Annotated in this window: 18 protein-coding genes and 1 pseudogene; 5 read left to right on the forward strand and 14 right to left on the reverse strand. The window is 45.0% G+C overall.

What is annotated here, in order from left to right; translation table 11 throughout:
- Window positions 1–746: 746 nt before the first annotated feature.
- Window positions 747–1,616: an SDR family oxidoreductase gene (locus FTV30_RS07765; RefSeq protein WP_074382801.1), complete on the forward strand. Its 870-nt coding sequence runs from the start codon at window positions 747–749 to the stop codon at window positions 1,614–1,616.
- A gap of 184 nt (window positions 1,617–1,800) precedes the next feature.
- Window positions 1,801–1,971 (forward strand): hypothetical protein, encoded by a 171-nt coding sequence (locus FTV30_RS07770; RefSeq protein WP_005096870.1) that lies wholly within the window; start codon window positions 1,801–1,803, stop codon window positions 1,969–1,971.
- Between the two features lie 89 nt (window positions 1,972–2,060).
- Here the strand turns inward: FTV30_RS07770 and FTV30_RS07775 are convergent, their stop codons facing one another.
- The 6 genes from FTV30_RS07775 to FTV30_RS07800 all read right to left on the reverse strand — a co-directional run bounded on the left by FTV30_RS07775 (window position 2,061) and on the right by FTV30_RS07800 (window position 9,290).
- Window positions 2,061–3,122 (reverse strand): enoyl-CoA hydratase/isomerase family protein, encoded by a 1,062-nt coding sequence (locus FTV30_RS07775; RefSeq protein WP_005096872.1) that lies wholly within the window; start codon window positions 3,120–3,122, stop codon window positions 2,061–2,063.
- A 20-nt stretch (window positions 3,123–3,142) separates the two neighbouring features.
- Window positions 3,143–3,916, reverse strand: coding sequence for an enoyl-CoA hydratase (locus FTV30_RS07780; protein ID WP_005096874.1), 774 nt, complete (start codon window positions 3,914–3,916; stop codon window positions 3,143–3,145).
- Between the two features lie 19 nt (window positions 3,917–3,935).
- The gene (locus FTV30_RS07785; protein ID WP_005096876.1) at window positions 3,936–5,063 is read right to left on the reverse strand and encodes an acyl-CoA dehydrogenase family protein; all 1,128 of its coding nucleotides are present in this window, start codon (window positions 5,061–5,063) and stop codon (window positions 3,936–3,938) included.
- 59 nt (window positions 5,064–5,122) lie between these two features.
- Window positions 5,123–6,772 carry an AMP-binding protein gene (locus tag FTV30_RS07790; protein ID WP_180001365.1) on the reverse strand — a complete coding sequence of 550 codons (1,650 nt, stop codon included), beginning with the start codon at window positions 6,770–6,772 and terminating at the stop codon, window positions 5,123–5,125.
- Between the two features lie 86 nt (window positions 6,773–6,858).
- Entirely contained in the window at window positions 6,859–7,749 is an 891-nt protein-coding gene (gene mmsB / locus FTV30_RS07795) for a 3-hydroxyisobutyrate dehydrogenase (RefSeq protein ID WP_180000090.1), read from the reverse strand.
- Window positions 7,750–7,760: 11 nt separating this feature from the next.
- Entirely contained in the window at window positions 7,761–9,290 is a 1,530-nt protein-coding gene (locus tag FTV30_RS07800) for a CoA-acylating methylmalonate-semialdehyde dehydrogenase (RefSeq protein ID WP_180001366.1), read from the reverse strand.
- 176 nt (window positions 9,291–9,466) lie between these two features.
- Here FTV30_RS07800 and FTV30_RS07805 point away from each other — a divergent pair, with 176 nt between their 5' ends.
- Complete coding sequence (locus tag FTV30_RS07805; protein ID WP_159138126.1) at window positions 9,467–10,351, forward strand: LysR family transcriptional regulator; 885 nt, start codon at window positions 9,467–9,469, stop codon at window positions 10,349–10,351.
- 205 nt (window positions 10,352–10,556) lie between these two features.
- Window positions 10,557–11,234 carry a type 1 glutamine amidotransferase domain-containing protein gene (locus tag FTV30_RS07810; RefSeq protein ID WP_180001367.1) on the forward strand — a complete coding sequence of 226 codons (678 nt, stop codon included), beginning with the start codon at window positions 10,557–10,559 and terminating at the stop codon, window positions 11,232–11,234.
- Between the two features lie 100 nt (window positions 11,235–11,334).
- Here FTV30_RS07810 and aliA read toward each other — a convergent pair whose 3' ends face one another.
- The 4 genes from aliA to FTV30_RS07830 all read right to left on the reverse strand — a co-directional run bounded on the left by aliA (window position 11,335) and on the right by FTV30_RS07830 (window position 15,831).
- Window positions 11,335–12,990 (reverse strand): cyclohexanecarboxylate-CoA ligase, encoded by a 1,656-nt coding sequence (gene aliA / locus FTV30_RS07815; RefSeq protein ID WP_180001368.1) that lies wholly within the window; start codon window positions 12,988–12,990, stop codon window positions 11,335–11,337.
- Between the two features lie 48 nt (window positions 12,991–13,038).
- The gene (gene aliB / locus FTV30_RS07820; RefSeq protein WP_180001369.1) at window positions 13,039–14,196 is read right to left on the reverse strand and encodes a cyclohexanecarboxyl-CoA dehydrogenase; all 1,158 of its coding nucleotides are present in this window, start codon (window positions 14,194–14,196) and stop codon (window positions 13,039–13,041) included.
- A 12-nt stretch (window positions 14,197–14,208) separates the two neighbouring features.
- Complete coding sequence (gene badI / locus FTV30_RS07825) at window positions 14,209–14,991, reverse strand: 2-ketocyclohexanecarboxyl-CoA hydrolase (protein WP_101162355.1); 783 nt, start codon at window positions 14,989–14,991, stop codon at window positions 14,209–14,211.
- A gap of 75 nt (window positions 14,992–15,066) precedes the next feature.
- On the reverse strand, window positions 15,067–15,831 hold the full coding sequence (locus tag FTV30_RS07830) for a glucose 1-dehydrogenase (RefSeq protein WP_180001370.1): 765 nt from the start codon (window positions 15,829–15,831) through the stop codon (window positions 15,067–15,069).
- Between the two features lie 503 nt (window positions 15,832–16,334).
- Between FTV30_RS07830 and FTV30_RS07835 the strand changes: the two genes are divergently transcribed.
- A complete protein-coding gene (locus FTV30_RS07835; protein ID WP_180001371.1) occupies window positions 16,335–16,826 on the forward strand; it encodes a MarR family transcriptional regulator in 492 nt (163 codons plus the stop codon).
- Window positions 16,827–17,020: 194 nt separating this feature from the next.
- On the opposite strand, the pseudogene FTV30_RS07840 reads toward FTV30_RS07835, so the two are convergent.
- From FTV30_RS07840 to FTV30_RS07855, 4 genes and pseudogenes are all read right to left on the reverse strand, one after another.
- Window positions 17,021–17,493, reverse strand: a pseudogene (locus FTV30_RS07840) (3-oxoadipyl-CoA thiolase); the annotation flags it as partial.
- A 32-nt stretch (window positions 17,494–17,525) separates the two neighbouring features.
- Complete coding sequence (locus FTV30_RS07845; protein WP_180001372.1) at window positions 17,526–19,046, reverse strand: 3-hydroxyacyl-CoA dehydrogenase; 1,521 nt, start codon at window positions 19,044–19,046, stop codon at window positions 17,526–17,528.
- A 2-nt stretch (window positions 19,047–19,048) separates the two neighbouring features.
- Window positions 19,049–19,822, reverse strand: coding sequence for an enoyl-CoA hydratase (locus tag FTV30_RS07850; RefSeq protein WP_180001373.1), 774 nt, complete (start codon window positions 19,820–19,822; stop codon window positions 19,049–19,051).
- Window positions 19,823–20,470: 648 nt separating this feature from the next.
- Window positions 20,471–21,670 (reverse strand): acyl-CoA dehydrogenase, encoded by a 1,200-nt coding sequence (locus tag FTV30_RS07855; RefSeq protein ID WP_100354827.1) that lies wholly within the window; start codon window positions 21,668–21,670, stop codon window positions 20,471–20,473.
- Window positions 21,671–21,697: the final 27 nt, after the last annotated feature.

Here is a 21,697-nt window from a genome sequence, read left to right on the forward strand (position 1 = left end):
TTAAGTTCTTTATCCGACATAGACACCAACATATCAAACCGTCCGCTTCAATAATCGCAAAAGTGCATATTCTAAAAGCGGACATTTTTACTTTGGAGAAACCGGACATTTCTATTTTGGGCTTACAGACTGATTTCGTATAATGTATATTATGTTAAGTTGAGTACATGATACTTTAAGTTCATCTATCTTCTACTGTTCATAAAAGTTAATTTTGAAATTTTCAGCTTCATTACTTTTTAATCTCAACAGCTCATTTCTTTATAGAGATATGCCTCAAAATCTTAATGAGGTGAATCTCATATTTCCTTTTTTTCAAATGAAATTTCTCATGCACTATTACGTCAGCTATTACATTTAGTGTGATCATGTTAGTTTGGCTGCTTCAACACCTTCATGTAATTTTACTGGTGTATCTTCTTGCTAATATATTTATTGACCCTGCCAAACTTGGTAAAGGCCTATCCTTATCTAAAGCATTTTTCTGCTATTTATTAATCAGATAAATTTTGATGAATATCATAATTATTAATTTATTCAATAATTTTAGATGCTTAATTAAATCTAGAGCCATATCCTAAAAGGACATAAAAACTCTGATAGAAATGGTTGCTCAAAATGTGAGAGATAGAATGCTGTAAACCATAGGCGGTATAATGCATTCTGTTATTAAATGTTGAGACCGAATGCATAAAGCTAGAAAGCCTCTAAGATATTTCTAAACTTTGTACAGAGAAAAGGAAAACATGAATAACTATCCTGAAACCCCTGCTTCAACTGAAACTCAAGATCATCAACCTGGTGTGCAAACCAAAATGGATCCTGCACCGGAAGTCATCAAACCGAATTATAAAGGTAGCGATAAACTTAAAAGTAAAATCGCCCTGATCACAGGTGGCGATAGCGGTATAGGTCGGTCAGTCTCGGTCTTGTTTGCCCGTGAAGGTGCTGATATTGTGATTTGTTATCTGGATGAAGATCAGGATGCTCAAGATACCAGAAAGATGGTAGAGGATGCAGGACGGCGTTGTTTACTGATCAAGTGTGATTTACAAGATCAAGATGAAATCAAGAAAATGGTTGAGCAGACGCTTCAGGAATTTAAAACCATTAATATTCTGGTCAATAATGCCGGGGTTCAATATCCGCAGAAAAGTATTAGCGATATTTCTCCTGAGCAACTTTTTAAGACCTTTAATGTGAATATTTTGTCGATGTTTCACTTGACTCAGGCTGTGATTCCGCACATGCAAGAAGGTGACAGCATTATTAATACCACCAGTATTACCAGTTATCATGGACATGATGAACTGATTGATTACTCAAGTACTAAAGGTGCCATCACCACATTTACCCGCAGTCTTTCCACCAGTTTGTTAAAAAATAAAACCGGGATCCGGGTCAATGGCGTAGCACCCGGCCCCATCTGGACTCCCCTCATTCCAAGCAGTTTTGATGAAGAACAGCTCAAAGAGTTCGGTAAACAGACACCCATGGGTCGGATGGGCCAGCCTAGTGAAGTCGCACCAGCGTATTTATTTCTAGCGAGTGAAGAAGCCAGTTATATTTCCGGTCAAGTCATTCATGTTAATGGAGGCAGTATCATTAACGGTTAATTAGAATTTGAAGATAACAGTCAGTGAGAACCGTTATCTTCATTCATTTATTCTTCAGGTTTTCTATCACTTAAAAGATGCTGGTTTTATAAAATAATTTCAACAAATACATGACAGATATTTACCGCCATAGAAACAGGTCATTGTTATAGTAATTTCAGCCAACCTTGATGAGGACAGCAATATGCCTAGAGGTGACAAATCAGCCTATACCGATAAACAAAAACGGCAGGCCGAACATATTGAAGAAAGCGAAAAAGAACGCGGTCATTCTGAGGAGGAAGCCGAACGTATTGCCTGGTCTACTGTCAACAAGCAAGATGGCGGTGGTAAGAAAAGGAAAAAATCCCATTAATAATAGGAAGTTAGGGTAAAATCCTATGTTGAAAGCTCGGCGAAAAACCCTCTCATTACTGCGTATGAGAGGGTTTTTAATCTGAATCTTTAATATGTATTTTCTACGCGCTGTTGAGTCCAAACCGGCCAGAGTTTTTCCAGCGTTTTTTCAAATTTCGAATTATCGGTTTGCCATTGTGGATTTTTATCTTTATCAATAATCAGTGCACGTACACCTTCAATAAAGTCGCCTTGCTCCAACCAGACATCCTGTAGATCTCGCTCCAGTTGCATACATTTTTCCAGCGATAAGTTTTGTCCGGCCTGCTGTAACTTCAGACTCGTTTGCTTGGCCATGACTGGACGTTGCTGCAAGATGACCAGCATTTTATTGGCCCACTCCTGATCGGTGGCGCTACTTGCATGTGCCAAACTCTGTTCGATCTCATCGAGGTTTGGATGGCCAAAATGCTGACTAATCAGATCTGCACGTTTTTGCAACTCGCTTTCTACCGGATGGGTAATGTACGCACTGATGATTTTTTGGATTTCAATCTGATTTAATACCGGTGCAGCAATCAATGCGGTTTCCAGTTCAGCAAAATTTTCACTCGGTACATGATAATCGACCAGATCCAGATAGAGCGCATCACTGCTGCTGATCTGCTCCCCTGTCAACGCCATATAAATGCCTACATCATCCAGTCGGGAGAGAAAGTGGGTGGCTCCCACATCCGGGAAAAATCCAATCGCGGTTTCTGGCATGGCAAAGCGTGATTTTTCACTGCTCACTTTAATATGACAGGCTTGAGCCAGACCAAAGCCACCGCCCAGAACATAACCATCCATCATCACGATGACAGCCTTTGGAAAATTGCGCAGTGTGCTCAGCATGCTATATTCAGTGGCAAAAAAATCCTGATATTGGGTATTGCCTGCCTGATAGCTGTCATACAGATAACGGATGTCTCCTCCGGCACAGAATGCCTTGGGACTGTTAGAATTGATCAGAATCGCTTGCACCGCTGGATCATGGCGCCACTGATCTAGTTGTGACTGAATCCCTTGAATCATCCGCAGGGTTAAGGCATTTAAATGACTGGTGCGGTCCAGGCTGATAATGCCTAAACGTCCTTGTACCCGAATCGCTAAATTATTTTCATCACTCATTTTATTTTCCTATTTTTGTTTTATTGATGGGTGAATTTGGCTGGGCGTTTTTCGACAAAAGCCTGCATGCCTTCCTTTTGATCAGCACCGGCAAAAATGGAATGGAATATCCGTCGTTCAAAGCGTAGACCTTCGGCCAGACTGACTTCAAAAGCCCGATTAATTGATTCTTTAATCATCATCACGGCCGTAAGCGACTTTTCAGCAATTTTTTCGGCAGCTTGCAGAGTTTGTTCTAGTAACTCTTCTTTGGCAAAGACACGTGCCACTAACCCACTTTGCTCGGCTTCTTGCGCGCCCATGTGACGTGCAGTCAGACACATTTCCATGGCTTTGGCTTTACCAATCGCCAAGGTTAAACGTTGCGTTCCGCCAATGCCGGGCAATACCCCTAAAGTGACTTCAGGCAAACCAAATTTTGCATTATCAGCGCAGTAAATAAAATCGCACATTAAGGCCAATTCACAACCACCGCCCAAGGCATAGCCACTCACCGCAGCAATTAAGGGCTTACGGCGCTGGGCAATCCGGTCGGCCAGACTGAAAAAATCATCCAGATAAATTTGCGGAAAGTTTAAATCTGCCATTTCTTTGATATCTGCACCTGCAGCAAAGGCTTTTTCCGAACCAGTGATGACAATACAGCCAATCTGCGGGTCTTTTTCCAGCTGATCCAGCGCCTGATTCACTTCAACGATCAATTGATTATTCAAGGCATTTAAGGCTTGTGGACGATTTAAAGTAATCAGCCCGACCCCGTTACGCTGTTCGAGTAAAATAGTTTGCCATTGCATGATAAAAATCCCTTTAAAATTATAAACTACGTGCAATTACCAGACGCTGAATATCGCTGGTGCCTTCATAAATCTGACAAATACGCGCATCGCGATAAATGCGTTCAATCGGAAAGTCTTTCAGATAACCGTAACCGCCAAAAATCTGCAGCGCTTTGGAACAGACACGTTCTGCCATTTCCGAAGCAAAGAGTTTGGCCATAGAGGCTTCGGTTAAACAGCTTTCACCTGCTTCCTTTTTACGTGCAGCAAAATGGACCAGTTGTCGCGCCGCTTCAATTTCGGTGGCCATGCTGGCCAGCCTGAACGAAATCGCCTGCTGTTCAAAAATCGGTTTGCCAAAGGCCACGCGATCATGTGCATAAACAGTCGCTTCTTCCAATGCAGCGCGGGCCAGACCCACTGCTTGTGCGGCAATGCCGATCCGTCCACCTTCCAGATTGGCCAAGGCAATTTTTAAGCCTTCACCTTCTGCACCGAGTCTTAAACTTTCATGAACGCGGACATCGGTTAAAGCAATCTGACAGGTATCCGAAGCATGCAGACCGAGTTTTTCTTCGACCCGAATCACTTCATAACCGGGCGTGTCGCGCGGCACTAAAAATGCACTCATGCCTTTTTTTCCCGCAGTTGGATCGGTCACGGCAAAGACAATAATCATCCCGGCATTATGACCCGAGGTAATAAACTGTTTGGCGCCATTGATAATGTAGTGATCGCCATCTTTCACGGCCCGGGTTTTAATCGCTGCAGCATCCGATCCGGTATGCGGTTCGGTCAGGGCGAAGGCACCAATCATTTGCCCTTGAGCCAAAGGTTTTAGAAACTGCTGCTTTTGCTGTTCCGTTCCAAACTTGAGAATCGGCACACAACCCACCGAGTTGTGTACGCTCATGATGGCGGACGTTGCACCATCTGCCGCTGCCACTTCTTCGAGGGCCAGTACATAAGCCAGCGTGCCTGTACCTGAACCGCCCCACTCTTCTGGAATCAGCATGCCTAAAAAACCTAGCTCACCCATTTGAGACAAGGTCTGTTTAGGAAATATGCCTTTTTGATCCCACTCGCCGGCAAAAGGTTTAATCTGTTCCTGAGCGAAGCTTTTGGCCATATCCTGAATCAGTTGTTGCTCTTCCGTAAATTGCATGGATGCTTCCTTCAATCTCTTTATTTAATATTTTTATTCAATCTGCTGGCTTTGGCTAGTTATGCGGTCTTTACCTGCTGCTTGTTGATTTCCTGATTACGCAGTAAGAAACGCTGAATCTTGCCACTCGGGGTTTTTGGCAATTCTGTGACGAATTCAATCAGGCGCGGATAGGCATGCGCAGACAAACGCTTTTTCACAAACTGGCCTAGTTCTTCTTCCAGATGAGATGAAGCTGCAAAGTTATTCGCCAGAATCACAAAGGCTTTAATCACTTCGGTACGTTCAGGATCAGGCACGCCAATGACTGCTGCTTCGATTACCGCATCATGTTCCAGCAAGGCACTTTCCACATCAAATGGCCCCACGCGATAGCCTGAGGTGGTAATGACATCATCACTACGTCCAACAAAGCTCATACTGCCATCAGCATGAATTTCCGCGGTATCACCGGTTAAATAGTAATGTCCAACAAAGGGCGATTTACGGCTTTCTTCATAACCCGAGAACCACATCATGGGTGATTGACTGATATCCACTGCCAGGACGCCCGGAACGTCAGCCGTTAATTCATGACCTTGTTCATCGACGACTGCAATCCGGTAACCCGGGCTGGCAAAGCCTGCCGAACCTGAACGGACCGGATGTTGCAGCGCATGATGATTACACACCACCATCCCGACTTCAGTCTGGCCATAATGGTCATAAATTGGCACATCCAGCACCTCTTTAAACCAGCGGATCACTTCCGGGTTTAAAGGTTCTCCAGCACTGCTGACCACGCGCAACTTGCCCCGTAGCTGTGCCATCTGTTCAGCATCTGCTGCCATCATCATGCGGTAAGCGGTCGGCGCACCGGCCAGATTGGTAATGCCATATTGCTTGACAATGTCGCAGACACTTTCGGCATTGAAACCACCCTCATAAAACAGGGTCGAGTGTCCGAGCAATAACGGGCCGGTAATCCCATAGTACAAGCCATAAGCCCAGCCCGGATCAGCAATATTCCAGAAAGCATCATTTTCGGTTAGACCGATGGCATTGTGCATATAGCCGGCAAAAGCAATCAGGGCTTTAAGTGGAACTTTTAAGGGCTTGGCCGGTCCAGTGGTTCCAGAGGTAAACATCAATAAAAATGGCTCATCGATACTGAGCATTTCCAGTTCACAACCTTCAGCCTGGCGGTTTAACACCGTCCAAAAACTGAGGTCTTGTGGATAACGCTCTGCCTCGGTTTCGACATGTACAGTGACGATCGTGGGACAAGCGCTAAGATCGGATAGTTTCTCCCGATTCGCCAGATCAGTCACTACCAGCTTGCTTTGCGCCAGCTGAATGCGATGTTCAATGGCTTTGGGACCAAAGGCAGTAAATAAAGGTTGATACACTGCACCAATCCGCCAGGTCGCTAAAATGGTAATGATCAGCTCTGGAGTCCGCGGTAATAATCCGGAAACGCGGTCGCCTTTGCCAATGCCTTGAGATTTTAAAAAGTTGGCAAACTGGCTGGAATATTTCTTGAGTTCGCGAAAACTATACTGTTCTTTGCGGCCATCTTTACCGTACCAGTGTAAAGCAATTGCATCGGAGTCAGCATGGCGGTCGCAACATTCATAACAGGCGTTCAGCGCCTGCATCGAACCGGACAGATACTGCTTTGCCACTGCATCTAAATCAAAATTTTCAATTGTTTTTTGATAATCTAACATGTTAAACCTCAGCCTGAATTTATCGTTATTACTGACAAGGTATTGTTGATGAAGCGAATCCTTGCTCCATCTGGATATTTTAAGTATTAAGCATTTGGCGTGGTGTATTGATGCATAATACTGGAGAAGTCCAGATGAGCATCGCCTTCCTGACACAGTTGTTGATAGAGTTTCTGCACCATGCTACCCAGAACCACCGGTTGGTCCACCTGTTGCGCTGCATCGACAGCCAGGCCCAAATCTTTAAGCATCAGCTGTGCTGCAAAACCATCGGTATAACCCCGTGATGACGGTGCATTGGCACAGATATCCGGCCAAGGATTATAGATTTCAGAACTCCAGCAACGTCCGGTGGAACTATTGATTACCCCGGCTAGTGCTTGCGGATCAATTCCCAGTTTGGCTCCAAGTGCCATGCCTTCTGCAACGGCGGTCATGGAAATACCCAGAATCAGGTTATTGCAGATTTTTGCGACCTGTCCTGTTCCTACAGCGCCACAATGCACCAGATTTTTGCCCATACAGTTGAGGACCGGTTTTACGGCCTCAAAGGTGGCATCGTCTGCACCCACCATAAAGGTCAAAGTTCCGTCTTTGGCGCCCAAAGTCCCGCCAGAGACTGGCGCATCACAGACACGAATTTGTCTGGCCTGCGCTGCTGCAGCAACCTCCTGAATGGTTTGCGGGTCAATGGTACTGCTGTCGATACACAAACTGCCCGCCTGAAGCACGTTCAGAATACCGTGCTCACCGAGATAAACTTCACGTACATGCTTGGCTGCAGGTAACATGCTGACCACAAAATCTGCCTGTTTTGCGGCCGCTTGTGGACTGTCACAAACGATACCACCCGCTTCGGCAAAATGCTGTAAAGCGACTTCACTCAAGTCATAACCAAAAACCTGATGCCCTGCCTTGAGCAGGTTCTGCGCCATCGAGCCACCCATGTTGCCCAAACCAATAAATGCAATCTTCATGCTGATGCTCCTTAGCGCAGGCTAATCGTGGTATTGACACCTGTGGTTTCCTGATCATCTTCAAACCAGCGGCTGGTAATGGTTTTGGTCTGGGTATAGAACTGCACTGCCTGCTTGCCATAAGGACCTAAATCCCCCAGTTTTGAACCACGCGAACCGGTAAAGCTGAAGAACGGCACAGGTACAGGAATTGGAATGTTAATACCGACCTGACCGATATCAATCTGGTGCTGGAATGTGCGTGCAGTATTGCCATTTTGAGTAAAGAGTCCAACGCCGTTACCGAATGGATTGGCATTAATCAGCTCAATCGCTTGTTCTAAAGTATCAACATGTATGATCGCCAGTACCGGACCAAATACTTCTTCCTGATAAATGCGCATATCGGTCGTGACCTGATTAAAAATCGTTGGTCCGACAAAATTGCCTTTTTCATAACCCTGAACATTCACATCACGACCATCCAGCAGCAGTTCAGCGCCTTGTTCAACGCCACTGTTAATTAAGTCGATGACACGCGCTTTGGCACGGGTCGAAATCACTGGCCCAACATCAGTATTCGGTTCATGGCCTGCATTAACTTTCAAAGTTTTGGTTTTATTAACCAGTTCATCGACCCAGTGCTTGGTGTCCCCGACCATCACGGCCACCGAAAGCGCCATACAACGCTGACCGGCTGCACCAAATGCTGCACCGACCAACGCATTTAAGGTCTGTTCTTTATTGGCATCCGGCATCACCACGACATGGTTTTTCGCGCCCATCATCGACTGTACACGTTTACCGTGCTGGCCGGCCAGATTGTAGACATGCGTACCCACAGCGGTTGAACCGACAAAGGAAATGGCTTTGATGTCACGATGGGTACACAGCAGATCCACCACTTCTTTACCGCCATGCACTACATTCAGCACACCAGCAGGTACGCCTGCCTCAATTGCCAGTTCCACCAGCATCATGGTCGATAGCGGATCCTGTTCAGAGGGCTTTAAGACAAAGGTATTACCGCAGACAATCGCCATCGGGAACATCCACAGTGGAATCATCGCCGGAAAGTTAAACGGCGTAATTCCCGCACAAACACCGAGTGGTTGCTGCAAGGTATAGGTATCGACCCCACGTGCCACACCTTCAACATATTCACCCATTTGTAGTGAACCAATAGAACAGGCATGCTCCACCACTTCTAAGCCACGCTGAATGTCACCTTCGGCATCAGCCAGGGTTTTGCCCTGTTCCGCCGTTAATACTTGGGCAATACTTTTTAAGTTAGTACGAATCAGATCCTGCAGCTTCAACATAATCCGCATACGTGCCTGAATCGGGGTTTGGCGCCAGCTGGCAAAGGCATTTTGTGCGGCAGCAATCGCGGCATTGACTTCTTCTGCAGTTGCAAATGGCACCTGACCCAAAACTTCTTGAGTGGCAGGGTTGATAATATCTTGCCAATGACTGGTTTTTGATTCGACAAATTCACCATTAATGAGGAGTTTTGCGGTGGTGAATCCGGTACTTTGCTGTGGATGATGAATGGCGTTCATGGTCGCTCCGTGCTGGTTTGTTATTGTGGTTGTGTCTGCCTTTACTGGCTGTTTTAAACGTATTATTTTTACGCTGTTTCAGCAGACTAACAAAGAACACTTTGACCACCAATAGAAATTGATGCACGATAGATGTGCAAATATGCACAGGGATTTAACAGGATGTTAAATAGAAGATGAAAGTAGATTGGGATCATTTACGTTTCTTTTTGGTTTTGGCACGTGCCAAAACGCTCACCAATGCAGCACGCTTGATTGGGGTGGAACACAGTACCGTGGCACGGCGGATTCAGGCGCTGGAAAACACCTTGGGTACTCAACTGTTTAAACGCGAAGCGACAGGGTATGAGCTGACCTCGGAAGGTCTGGCATTGGTGCCGCGTGTGGAACTGATGGAACAATCCTTTATCCAGATTGACAAACGCAACGATCCCTTGCAAGGCCGGGTGCGGATTGGTGCACCAGAAGGTTTTGGTACGGCATTTTTAGCGCGCTTACTGGCCGAGTTCTCCCAGCACTACCCTTTACTGACCATTGACCTGATTCCGGTGCCGAAAGCGATCAAACTTTCGCATCGTGAAGCCGATATTGTAATTGCGATTGACCGGCCCAAATCGGGCCCCTATATCATTACCCGGCTGTCCAACTACTGTTTAAAGCTGTATGGCAGTAAAGATTATTTACAGCAAAATCCCCCCATCAAAGGGATAGAAGATTTAACTCAGCACCGTTTTGTCGATTATATTGATGATCTGGTCTATAGCTCTGCGTTGTATTCGCTAGAACGTTTACCGCTGCAAGTGACTGCCTGCTTTCGCAGTAACAGCATTTTGGCTCAGCAGATTGCAGTCAGTGCCGGTGCCGGACTGGCGATTTTGCCACGTTTTATTGCCCATGAAAAAGCCGAGCTACAAGAGGTTCTCAGTGATCAAGTCAGTTTTTCCCACACCTTCTGGATGCTGACGCTGGTAGATTTGCAACATGAGCCCCGGATTAAACTGGTCTGGGACTTTTTGCGTAAACAGGCCGATGTACAGCAAGAACTGTTAATGGGCAGATAGCCTATCTTGGCGTTTAAATCAGTTGTTTTGGTTAATTCAATACTATCTGGAATGAATCCGGAATCAGTTGAATCAAATCGGAATAACAACATCTCGATACAGCAATTGAACGTATCAGAACATTGCTGACGCCTGTGACTTGTTAAATTAGTTAAATTAACAGCCGATGACTTGCATTATCTATAAACAAATACAGGAAAATAATATGAAAATTCTGATTGTTCTGACCTCACATGACACGCTGGGTGATACCGGCAAGAAAACCGGTTTCTGGCTGGAAGAGCTTGCAGCACCTTATTATGCATTTATCGATGCCGGTGCAGAAGTCACCCTGGTCTCTCCTCAGGGAGGTCAGCCACCGTTGGATCCGAAAAGTAGCGAACCGGATGCACAAACGGCAACGACCCAGCGTTTTGAAGCAGATGAGGTAGCGATGCAAGCACTGGCAAATACCCAGAAACTAAGTACAGTCTCGATTGATGATTTTGATGCAGTATTCTATCCAGGTGGTCATGGGCCTTTATGGGATCTGGCCGAAGATCAGAACTCTATTTCCCTGATTGAGCGGACTTTGCAGGCAAATAAACCTGTGGCATTGGTTTGTCATGCGCCGGGTGTCCTTCGACATGTCGAAGATGCTGAAGGCCGTTCAATTGTAGAAGGCAAGACTGTGACTGGCTTTAGTAATAGCGAAGAAGACGCTGTTGGTCTGACCGAGATTGTTCCATTTCTGGTTGAGGACATGCTAAAAGAAAATGGCGGAAAATACTCGAAAGCTGAAGACTGGCAGGTACATGTTAAAGAAGATGGCCTGCTCATTACCGGACAAAATCCGGCATCTTCTGCTGCAACAGCTGAGGCTTTACTCAAACGATTAAAGTAACCAGATAAATCAGCTTTAAAGCTTCGCCTTTCATTTCAAACAATAAAAAAACAAACTCCTGAATACATTTCAGGAGTTTGTTTTTATAGATCAATGGGGCTTAACTGGATGATGCAATATGACTGGCCAGCAGCTCGCGAAGTTTAAACTTCTGGATTTTTCCAGACGGTGTCATTGGAATATCTTCCCAAATCTCCAAACGTTCTGGAATATACTGCATCGCCAGATTATGGGTTTTCAAAAAGCTGACGATATCACTTAGTTCTAAAGGCTGACTTGGATCTTTGAGCTTGATAATGGCACAGGCTCGTTCACCGAGCCGTTCATCGGCATAAGCGACCAGCGCCACGACGGCGATATTCGGGTGTTTATAAAGCAATGATTCAATTTCTGCCACCGGAATATTTTCTCCACCGCGAATAATCACATCTTTTTTGCGCCCCCAAATACGGATATAGCCTTGTTCATCCTGATAGGCAATATCTCCGGTATCAAACCAGTCATCTGCATCGGTATCATTTAAATGGGCACGTTTTAAATAACCGCCAAAACTTGAACAGGCACGAATCATTAAGCGTCCAGGCTCATTCAGCGGTTTAATTTCTCCCGCCTTATTGACAATTTTAATCTCTACACCGGGAAAAGCAATCCCGTCCGTATTAAAGGAACGCTCATCATCATCTTCAGGTCGTGTGGTGGTAATTGCGCCGCACTCGGTCATGCCCCAAGCAGAAATCACTTTGACCCCCAAAGTTTCCCGTGCTTTTTGCACCAATGAACCTGGAATTGGTGCACCCGCGCATAAGAAAGTTTTCAGGCTGCCAACCTGATCATGCTGTTCTGCAACCGTGGTAGACAGATCATTCAGGAATGGTGTAGAGGCCATGGTAAAACTGACCTGATGCTGGTGAATTAAATCTACTGCCTGTGACACATCCCAGACATCTTGCAACACCACTTTGGCATTCAGTTCAATCGGCATCATCAGACCATACATAAAGCCGGTTTGATGCGCCATGGGTGAAGCCATGAGTACTACATCATTTTCATTTAAATGCAGTCGTTCGGCATAAGGTACAATATTGGAAAATAAGGTATTGGCAGTATGCATTACCCCTTTCGGCTCACCTGTGGTGCCAGAAGTAAAAATCAGCTGGGTAATATCATCGGGTTGAGCTTCAAGCTGATCCAGGCCTGCAATTGCTGCGGAATCCTGCTCAAGCCCATGATTGACCAGGACCCGGTCAAAATTATTCTCTTCAAGACCATTGACCACCACCACATGTTGCAAAGTCTCAATTTTAGTCTTTAAGTGATTTGCCAGCTGTTCATGATCAAAATTACGGAAGTTTTTCGGTACGATAAATACTTTGGCTTCGCCATGTTTCAGCATGAATTCCAGTTCACGCTCCCGAAAAATCGGCATAAGCGGATTGAGTACGGCACCGATACGGCTACAAGCCAAGTAAAGCAAGGTAAATTCCCACCAGTTCGGTAACTGACAAGACACCACATCATTTTTTTCAACACCTAGCTGTTTCAGACCCAGCGCAATTTTATTGGTCATGTCCCAAAGTTGCTGATAGCTGAAAGTCTGTTCAATTTGATTCTCAACCTTAACGCTTACTAACGCTGTTTTGTCCGGATTCTTTTCTACGGCACTACGTAAAAAATCAAGAATCGTTTGATTTAACCAGTATCCCTGTTTGAGCATGGCCTCTTTTCTGGCCGGGATCAGAACCGCATCGAAATCCATTCGCTTACTCCTCATTATAATTTTAGTTCAGGCCTGTGCTTATTTTCCTTAAGCTGGTACAGCCTTACGTCCTGCTTTGTGCCGCGCAATAATGGTTTTCATGATTTGTGCTGTTCCATCACCAATCTGGAAACCGAGTACATCCCTCATACGCTGTTCCATCACACCACGGTCGTAACCGGCATGGCCAAAAGTCAACAGACATTGATGAATTACATCATAGGCCAGTTTTGGCCCCCACCATTTACACATGCCTGCTTCAGAGGTATGTGGCAGATGATTGTCCTTGAGCCACAAGGTTTGCAGGCAAAGTAAGCGTGCAGCCTCAACCTGGGTTTCGTATTCCGCGAGTGGATGTGAAACTCCCTGAAATGCAGTCAATGGCTGACCAAAAGCTTCGCGTTGCGCGGCATATTCCCAAGCTTCATCCAGACTCACCCGGGCAACGGCCAAAACCTGTAAACCGATCAGAGCACGTGAAAAATCAAAGCCCTGCATCACCTGCACAAAACCTTTGTTTTCATCCCCTAGACGGTGATTGACGGGTACGCGAACATTGTCAAAAAAGATTGAACCGCGACCAATTGCGCGCTGACCATGACAGTCAAATCGTGTGGTACTGATGCCCGGTAAGTTCATCGGAACCAAGAGCGCTGTCACGCCATGCGCACCATCTTCATTGGCACCAGTGCGGCCAAAAACCACCGAAGCATCTGCCTGATCAGCCGCAGAAATTGAGGTCTTTTCGCCATTAATGACATATTCATCACCATCACGTTCAATCTTTAAACGTAAATTCGCTGCATCAGAACCGCCTCGTGGCTCGGTCAAGGCAATCGAAAAGATAGCCTCGCCTGCAGTGAGTTTTTTTAACCAAGGCTCAACCACTTCTGGCTGACCATGTTCAGCCAGAATCTGGCCATTTAGGGAAGCAAGCAGGTTGATATAGGAGAAACTTAAATCTGCTTTGGCAATGGCTTCATGGATAATTCCAGCAGCCAGTCTGCCCATGTCCTGACCGCCGTACTGTTCCGGCAGTTCAGGTGCAATAAAGCCCATTTCACCCATTTTTTTGACCAGATCACGGTCAAAGACTCGGCTTTGGTCACGTTCCAAAAAACCGGGAGCAATATATTTTTGGGCAAATTTTTCTGCTGTTTCTGCCAAAAACTCGAGTTCTTCAGTGATATAAGGATTCTTTTTCATGGATTAGCCTCCTTATTTGGCATATTTACGGAATTCAGGCTGACGTTTTTCTTTCAGTGCATTGACTCCCTCTCGAGACTCTTCAGTATCGTAATAAAGTTTCAGCGCATACATGCCCATGCCGGCAATACCTGCCTGATGCGCGGTATCCATATTGAAACTGCGTTTGGCAATTGCTATGGCAGTCGGACTACGCTGACAGATTTCTTCTGCCCAGGCCTGCACTTCAGCATCCAGTTGATCGGCCGGTACGCATTTATTCGCCAAACCCATTTCCACAGCTTCCTGACCAGAATAACGGCGGCACATATACCAGATTTCACGGGCTTTCTTTTCACCTACCACACGTGCTAAAAATGCCGTGCCATAGCCTGGATCAACCGATCCCATTTTCGGACCAACTTGGCCAAAAATGGCTTTGTCTGAACAGATAGTCAAATCACAAATGGTTGCCAGCACATTGCCACCGCCAATGGCATAGCCTTGTACGCGTGCAATTACCGGTTTAGGTACATCGCGGATGGCGGTATGCAACTCTTCCATTGGCAAGCCGATCGTGCCGCGGCCATCATAATTACCGTCATGTGCAGACTGATCGCCACCGGTACAGAAGGCTTTCTCACCCGCGCCTGCCAGTACAATTGCACCGACGTTGCGATCATAGCCTGCTTTATTTAACGCCTTGATCAGTTCGTCACAGGTGGTGCCACGGAAGGCATTCATTTTTTCCGGACGATTAATCGTGATCCAGGCAACACCGTTTTTAACTTCATATAAGATATCTTCAAAATTCATTTTCATAACTTCCTGTACTATTTTTTTGATTTGGTTTAATTCTTGAAAACAATTATGGGTTGGTGTGCTTTTCACTTAACCACTCATGGTTAAACCGCCAGAGACACTGAGTACCTGTCCAGTAATAAAGCTGGCATCTTCACTTAAAAAGAACGCAATCGAAGAAGCTAAATCTTCAGGTTGGCCTAAACGACCTAACGGAATAGCACGAGTGAAAGCCTCACGAAGTTTTTCTGGATTTGATGCACCTTCAGTCACGCCTGCAAGCAAAGCCGTATCGGTGGGTCCCGGGCAAATCACGTTTATTTTGATGTTGTGACGTGAATGCTCACGTGCAAGCGTTTTAGAGAAAGATAACAAGCCGCCTTTACAGGCCGCATAGACTGCTTCACCTGAAGAACCGACCCGGGCTGCGTCAGAAGCAATATTTACAATACTGCCGGAATTGCGTTCAACCATGCCTTTCAGCACTGCAAAATGCATATTCAACATACCGACCAGATTAATCTGGATCAGTTTTTCCCATTCCTGCGGATTGGTTTTAACAAAAGGTTTAAAAATATCCCAGCCGGCATTGTTGACGAGTCCATCAATTGGACCGAGTTCAGTTTCGGTTTTTTGAACCGCCTGCTCAACCACATCACTTTGGGTAATATCACACTGAATTGCCAGTGCCTGACCGTATTGATTGATTTCATTCGCCAGCTTTTCAGCCGCTTCCAGATTCATATCGAAAATGGCAACTTTGGCGCCTTCCTCTGCCAGACGTCGGCAGGTGGCTGAACCAATTCCGCCTGCTCCGCCTGTCACAATCACAACCTTGTCTTTTAATCCTTTCATTGCTCATCCCTACGCTATTTTGTTGTCGAATTTAATCGGCTGTTGTTTTAATTCGGTATGTTTTATCTAAAATAGAAAGAGATTGAATTTATGTCAATATGTTTACATAAAATAATATTTATAAATTATTATTTATATATTTATTAATAACTTAATATTTTTATTTATTCAATGTATTGACCTATATTGGTTTTTTGCTTTAGATTAATTTGAATCTGACTTTACTCTAGGACCAAATTATGTCTTTTGCATGACAGATAATTTATTCCTTTAAAATGAGGAAGAAAACCTTAGATATTTGGCGAGTTAGCGCAATGGAAGTGAGGAGAAAAAGAGAGATTTCCAAGCCATAAAACTGATTGATTCAGAATTTAAATAGGAAAATTTCTGCAAAAACACTATGATTTTTAAAAGAAATTACAATAGAAGCTGAGTTAAGCGAAAAAGCGATAGGCTATACTCTGCGCGGCTCGGCTATTTCAGTTTTGAGGATGTCCAATATTGTGAGTGATACTTTGTCAAAAAAATATGATCAATCCTTATATTCTGCTCATAACCGGCTTTTTTTCCGGTTGTTTCAGGTGGGCAACAGCCTAGACCGAAAATGCCTCAATGAGCTAAAAATATCTCCCGTGCATTGGGCAGTGCTGGGTGCCCTGTCCCGTCCAAAAGTTAAATTAGGAATGTCCTTTTCTGATCTGACTGAATATCTGGGCGTGAGCCGGCAAAATCTGGATGCAGTATTAAAGCGGCTGGAACGTGATGGTCTGGTGGAGCGGGTCATTAGTGAACAGGACCGGCGCGCTAAAATTGTTGCACTAACTACTGAAGGCTTTCAGACATGGGATAGTCTGCAGGATGATTTTTTTGAGTTTTATGGTCAGGCCTTAAATAAGCTGGCTTTTGATGATCTAGTTACCCTGATTCATCTGCTCAATAAAGTAAATGATGGTTTAAAAAGTATTCATCTGCACAAAGAAATGGATCAGGAATAAAAAAATAAAAATACTGTTTCAATAGATAAATATAAAAAAGAGCCTGTATTCGGGCTCTTTTTTATAAGTTGAAATTATGCCTTTTGTGGATCGTATTGACGGTCTTTGATGAATATCCCGGATACTGCTCCACACAAGAAATAGGCACCGCCCATAATCAGGAAACCTAAACCGATTGATCTGCCACTTGCAGACAGCGTCAAGCCGGCACGTTGTAGTGCTTTTTTAATCACTTCAATAGGGCCTGCACCTATGATGCGTGGCTCAATGCCAGCAGCTGCAGAAGACAGGATGCGAGAAAGGTTTTTAAGCCATACTGTTCCTGAACTTTTTCACTGCCGATCATCAGTGCTGCAACGCCGTCTTTGATTCCTGAGGCATTACCCGCAGTCACCACACCACCTTCAAACAGTGGTTTTAACTTGGATAATGCTTCAAATGTTGAAGATGCACGTGGATGCTCATCTTCAGTAATTTGTTTAGGTGGTAATTTGCGCCCTTGTGAAACTTCAATCGGGGTAATTTCACCTTCAAAGAAACCGGCTTCTTTCGCCGCCTGATATTTTGCCTGTGATGCAGCGGCGAAGGTATCTGCCTGTTCACGGCTAATGCCAAATTCTTCTGCAACATTGTCACCTGTTTCCGGCATGCTGTGTGCGCCAAACTGTTAACATCAGTGTTATTCCTTTAACTTTTTAATTAATGTGTAGTATGGACAAGTGGAAGGCCGAGCTGGACACGGCGACGCAACCACAGACTTGGACGGTAACGCTGATCACGGGTAATTGCAGTCATGCGATCCAGAATTTTCAGAATTTTTTCAGCACCCAGCACATCACCCCATTCAATTGGGCCATATGGATAACCGAGACCTAATTTGACGGCAATATTAATGTCTTCTACCGTTGCCACGCCTTGCTGGGCTATATCACAGCCGAGATTCACAATCATTGCCAATACGCGCTGCGCCACAAAGCCGACACTTTCCTGAATTGTGCTCGCAGTCACGCCATCCAGATTGAAAATGGATTGTGCGGCATGAATCAGTTCAGGCTTGGTCACAAAAGTCGGCATTAAAGTGCGATGTTTATTCAGACCATAAAGCAAGTCGATACAGACCACTTGCTGAGGTGCCACCTGATAACGGACAGCGGCGGAAGTGGCATCTTCACCATAAGTGGCAATTAAAATTAAGGCATCTGCTGAAGGTGTTTCAGTTTGCTCGACCTGAATATGGAGTTGTTGTAGATATTGCTCAAGCGCCTGACGGTCTTCGCTATATTCTATACCTAGCCAAACCGATGGATATCGCTCCAGTTTTTCAACCAGTGTTGGTATTACATCACCCTGTTTATTGCCCGAGGTGTAATCATAGAATCCTTTACCGGTTTTACGACCTAACTGCTTGGCAATAAAACGCTGACGGGTAATCACACTTGGACGGTAACGTGCTTCTTCATAATACTGATGATAAATCGATTCACTCACCGGATGCGATACATCCATACCGGTCAGATCGCCTAACTCGAATGGCCCCATCTTGAAACCGATTCCATCGCGGTAAATCCGGTCAATCTCATAAAATGGCGTGACATTTTCATTCAGAATGGCATAGGCTTCACTGCCAAAGGCCCGACCGGCATGGTTAATGATAAATCCTGGGGTATCTTTGGCTTTGACCGGGCGATGTCCCATCTTGGTAGATAATTGAGTCAAGGCTTGCACAATATCAGCGCGGGTATTGAAGCCTTCAATCACTTCCACCACTTTCATCAGTGGTACCGGATTAAAAAAATGATAGCCGGCCACACGTTCCGGCTGACTGCAATTGGCAGCAATGGCACTGATCGATAATGAAGAGGTATTCGATGCCAGAATGGCTTCCGGTTTTACAAGCGCTTCCAGTTGCTGCATCAGCTTTTGCTTGATTTCCAGATTTTCGATAATCGCTTCAACAATCAGATCACAATCTTTCAAGTCTTCTAGCTGCTGCGCGATTGATAAATGGGCAATATCTTCAGCTGCTTTTTCGTGGCTAAACTTGCCTTTATCGGCCAGTGTATTCAGTGTTTTAGCCAGTTTGTCCTGTGCCTGTTCGGCTGCCCCTTCTTTGGCATCAAACAGCACCACATCATGCCCAGACTGAATCGCGATCTGGGCAATGCCCGCACCCATGGTGCCAACACCAATAATACCGATTTTCTGAATCTGAATACTCATGCTTATCGTCCCTGATAATTCGGTTTACGTTTTTCGATAAAGGCCTGCATACCTTCTTTTTGATCTTCTGAAGAAAACAGCATCTGGAAAGACTTACGTTCTAGGGTAAGTCCAGCATTGAGCGGCACATCTTCGGCCAGTAATGCCACTTCCTTGATTTGTTCCAGTGCAATTGGCGGCATTTTTGCCAGACCTTCGGCCATCTTGATGGCAGTTGCAAGGGTTTCACTGTCCTCGGTCACTTGAGAGACCAGACCAATTTGATAAGCTTCCGGTGCAGGTATCAGACAACCGGTCATGATGATACGCATGGCATGAAATTTACCCACTGCACGAAATAAACGTTGAGTGCCCCCTGCCCCCGGCATCACGCCCACTTTCACTTCAGGTTGACCGAACTGGGCACTTTTTCCGGCAATAATAATGTCAGCATGCATCGCCAGTTCACAGCCACCACCCAGCGCATAACCATTGACTGCGGCAATGACAGGTTTAGAGCATTGTGCAATCGCCTGCCAGTAACGTTCGGTACGGCGCTGCATCATCTGGATGGTTTCAGCAGTGGCCAATTCTTTCAAGTCGGCACCCGCTGCAAAATCTGTTTCGCCCCCAGTGAGAATAATGGCACGGATATTTTCATCATCATTGAGTTGTAAAAAAGCAGCAGCAAGTTTCTGACGCACTTCTGTATTCAAGGCATTTTTTGCTTCAGGCCGATGAATTTTAACCATCGCCACATGCGTCGAGATTTGCTCGATTTGAACGACCTGTTCCATTAAAATCTCCATTTATTTTGTATAGCGAATTTTTCTTTTTTATAAAGCAGCTGCTTTTTCAGTAACTCAAACAGCTTTCTTGTTTAACTAGTCAATCAAGTTTTTTTAATCAAAATAGAGTAAAAGAACCTGTTTAATTTATGATTTTAAATCACTCATTTCGCACTACAGAATCAGTCTTTAAAATCAGTTCTGGTTTTTTTAATTAGATATGAGCAATAGAAAACCTGAAGATAAATTTACGTTAATAAGATATCCTGCATTCTTGAATGATTTTTTCTGCTGCACCCAACTGAAACATCAGAATCTGATCATTATTGAGTTAAAGCAAATAGAACTATCATCTCAAAAGTGCGTATAGAGTTAATATAATGACCACTATCAGGCTTACTCAAGTAGCTTTTTACAGATATGAATCACAGCAGCATCTGGCTGCCCAGAACCCATTTTAGCAGTACGTCAAAAAAACCATTTTCCGATTGTTATAAAATGTTTAAACGATCTATTCCTTGGTTGTTTGAGCATCAAATCAACGGCTTTTTATCAAAAATGCTAAAACCAGATTACACCCAAAACTGGGTTGGTTGACTAAATTAAAGCCAGCCAAAACTTACGAGCCAGCATCGCTGACTCAATGTTGCCCTATCTTTAATTACAAAATGCTGCGATTCCGGTTTGAGCACGACCCAGAATCAAGGCATGTACATCGTGAGTACCTTCATAGGTATTCACCACTTCCAGATTGACCAGATGACGGGCTACGCCAAATTCATCAGAAATCCCGTTACCACCCATCATGTCACGTGCCAAGCGTGCAATATCCAGGGCCTTACCGCAGTTGTTGCGTTTGATCAATGATGTTCCTTCGACTGATGCAATACCTTCATCTTTCATACGACCAAAACGTAAGGCGACCTGTAAACCAAGAGCAATTTCAGTTTGCATGTCCGCCAGTTTCTTCTGGATCAGCTGATTTGCAGCGAGTGGTCGACCAAACTGTTTACGATCCATGGTGTACTGATGTGCGGTATGCCAGCAGAATTCTGCTGCCCCCATGGCACCCCAGGCAATGCCATAACGCGCACTATTCAAACAGGTAAATGGACCTTTTAGACCACGCACTTCCGGGAAGGCATTTTCTTCTGGAACAAAGACGTTATCCATCACGATTTCACCGGTGATCGAGGCACGTAAACCGACCTTGCCATGAATCGCAGGTGCAGACAGCCCTTCCCAACCTTTTTCCAGAATGAAACCGCGAATGTCACCGACATTACCCTCAGCAGAGACTTCTTTAGCCCAGACCACAAATACATCGGCTATTGGACTATTGGTAATCCACATTTTTGCGCCAGTTAAACGGTAACCACCATCGACTTTTTTGGCACGGCTAATCATGCTGCCCGGATCAGAACCATGATCCGGTTCAGTCAGGCCGAAGCAACCAATATATTCACCAGTCGCTAGTTTTGGTAAGTATTTCTGCTTTTGCTCTTCAGAACCAAATTCGTTAATCGGCACCATTACCAAAGAGCTTTGTACGCTGGCCATTGAACGATAGCCTGAATCAACACGCTCAACTTCGCGTGCAATCAGACCATAGCTGACATAATTTAAACCAGCACCACCATACTGTTCTGGAATAGTGGGGCCCAGTAAACCAAGCTCGCCCATCTCACGAAAAATGGCCGGATCGGTTTTTTCATGACGGAACTGTTCTAATACGCGTGGCATCAGCTTGTCCTGACAATATGCTGCTGCCGCATCACGGATCATACGTTCCTCTGAGCTGAGCTGCTGTTCAATCAGGAACGGGTCTTGCCAATCAAATCTAGTTTTAGTCGTCATTTTTATATTTCCCTATTTTAAAAATTA

It is taken from the genome of Acinetobacter sp. YH12255 (assembly GCF_013417355.1).
In the GTDB taxonomy this organism is placed as follows: Bacteria; Pseudomonadota; Gammaproteobacteria; order Pseudomonadales; family Moraxellaceae; genus Acinetobacter; species Acinetobacter pseudolwoffii.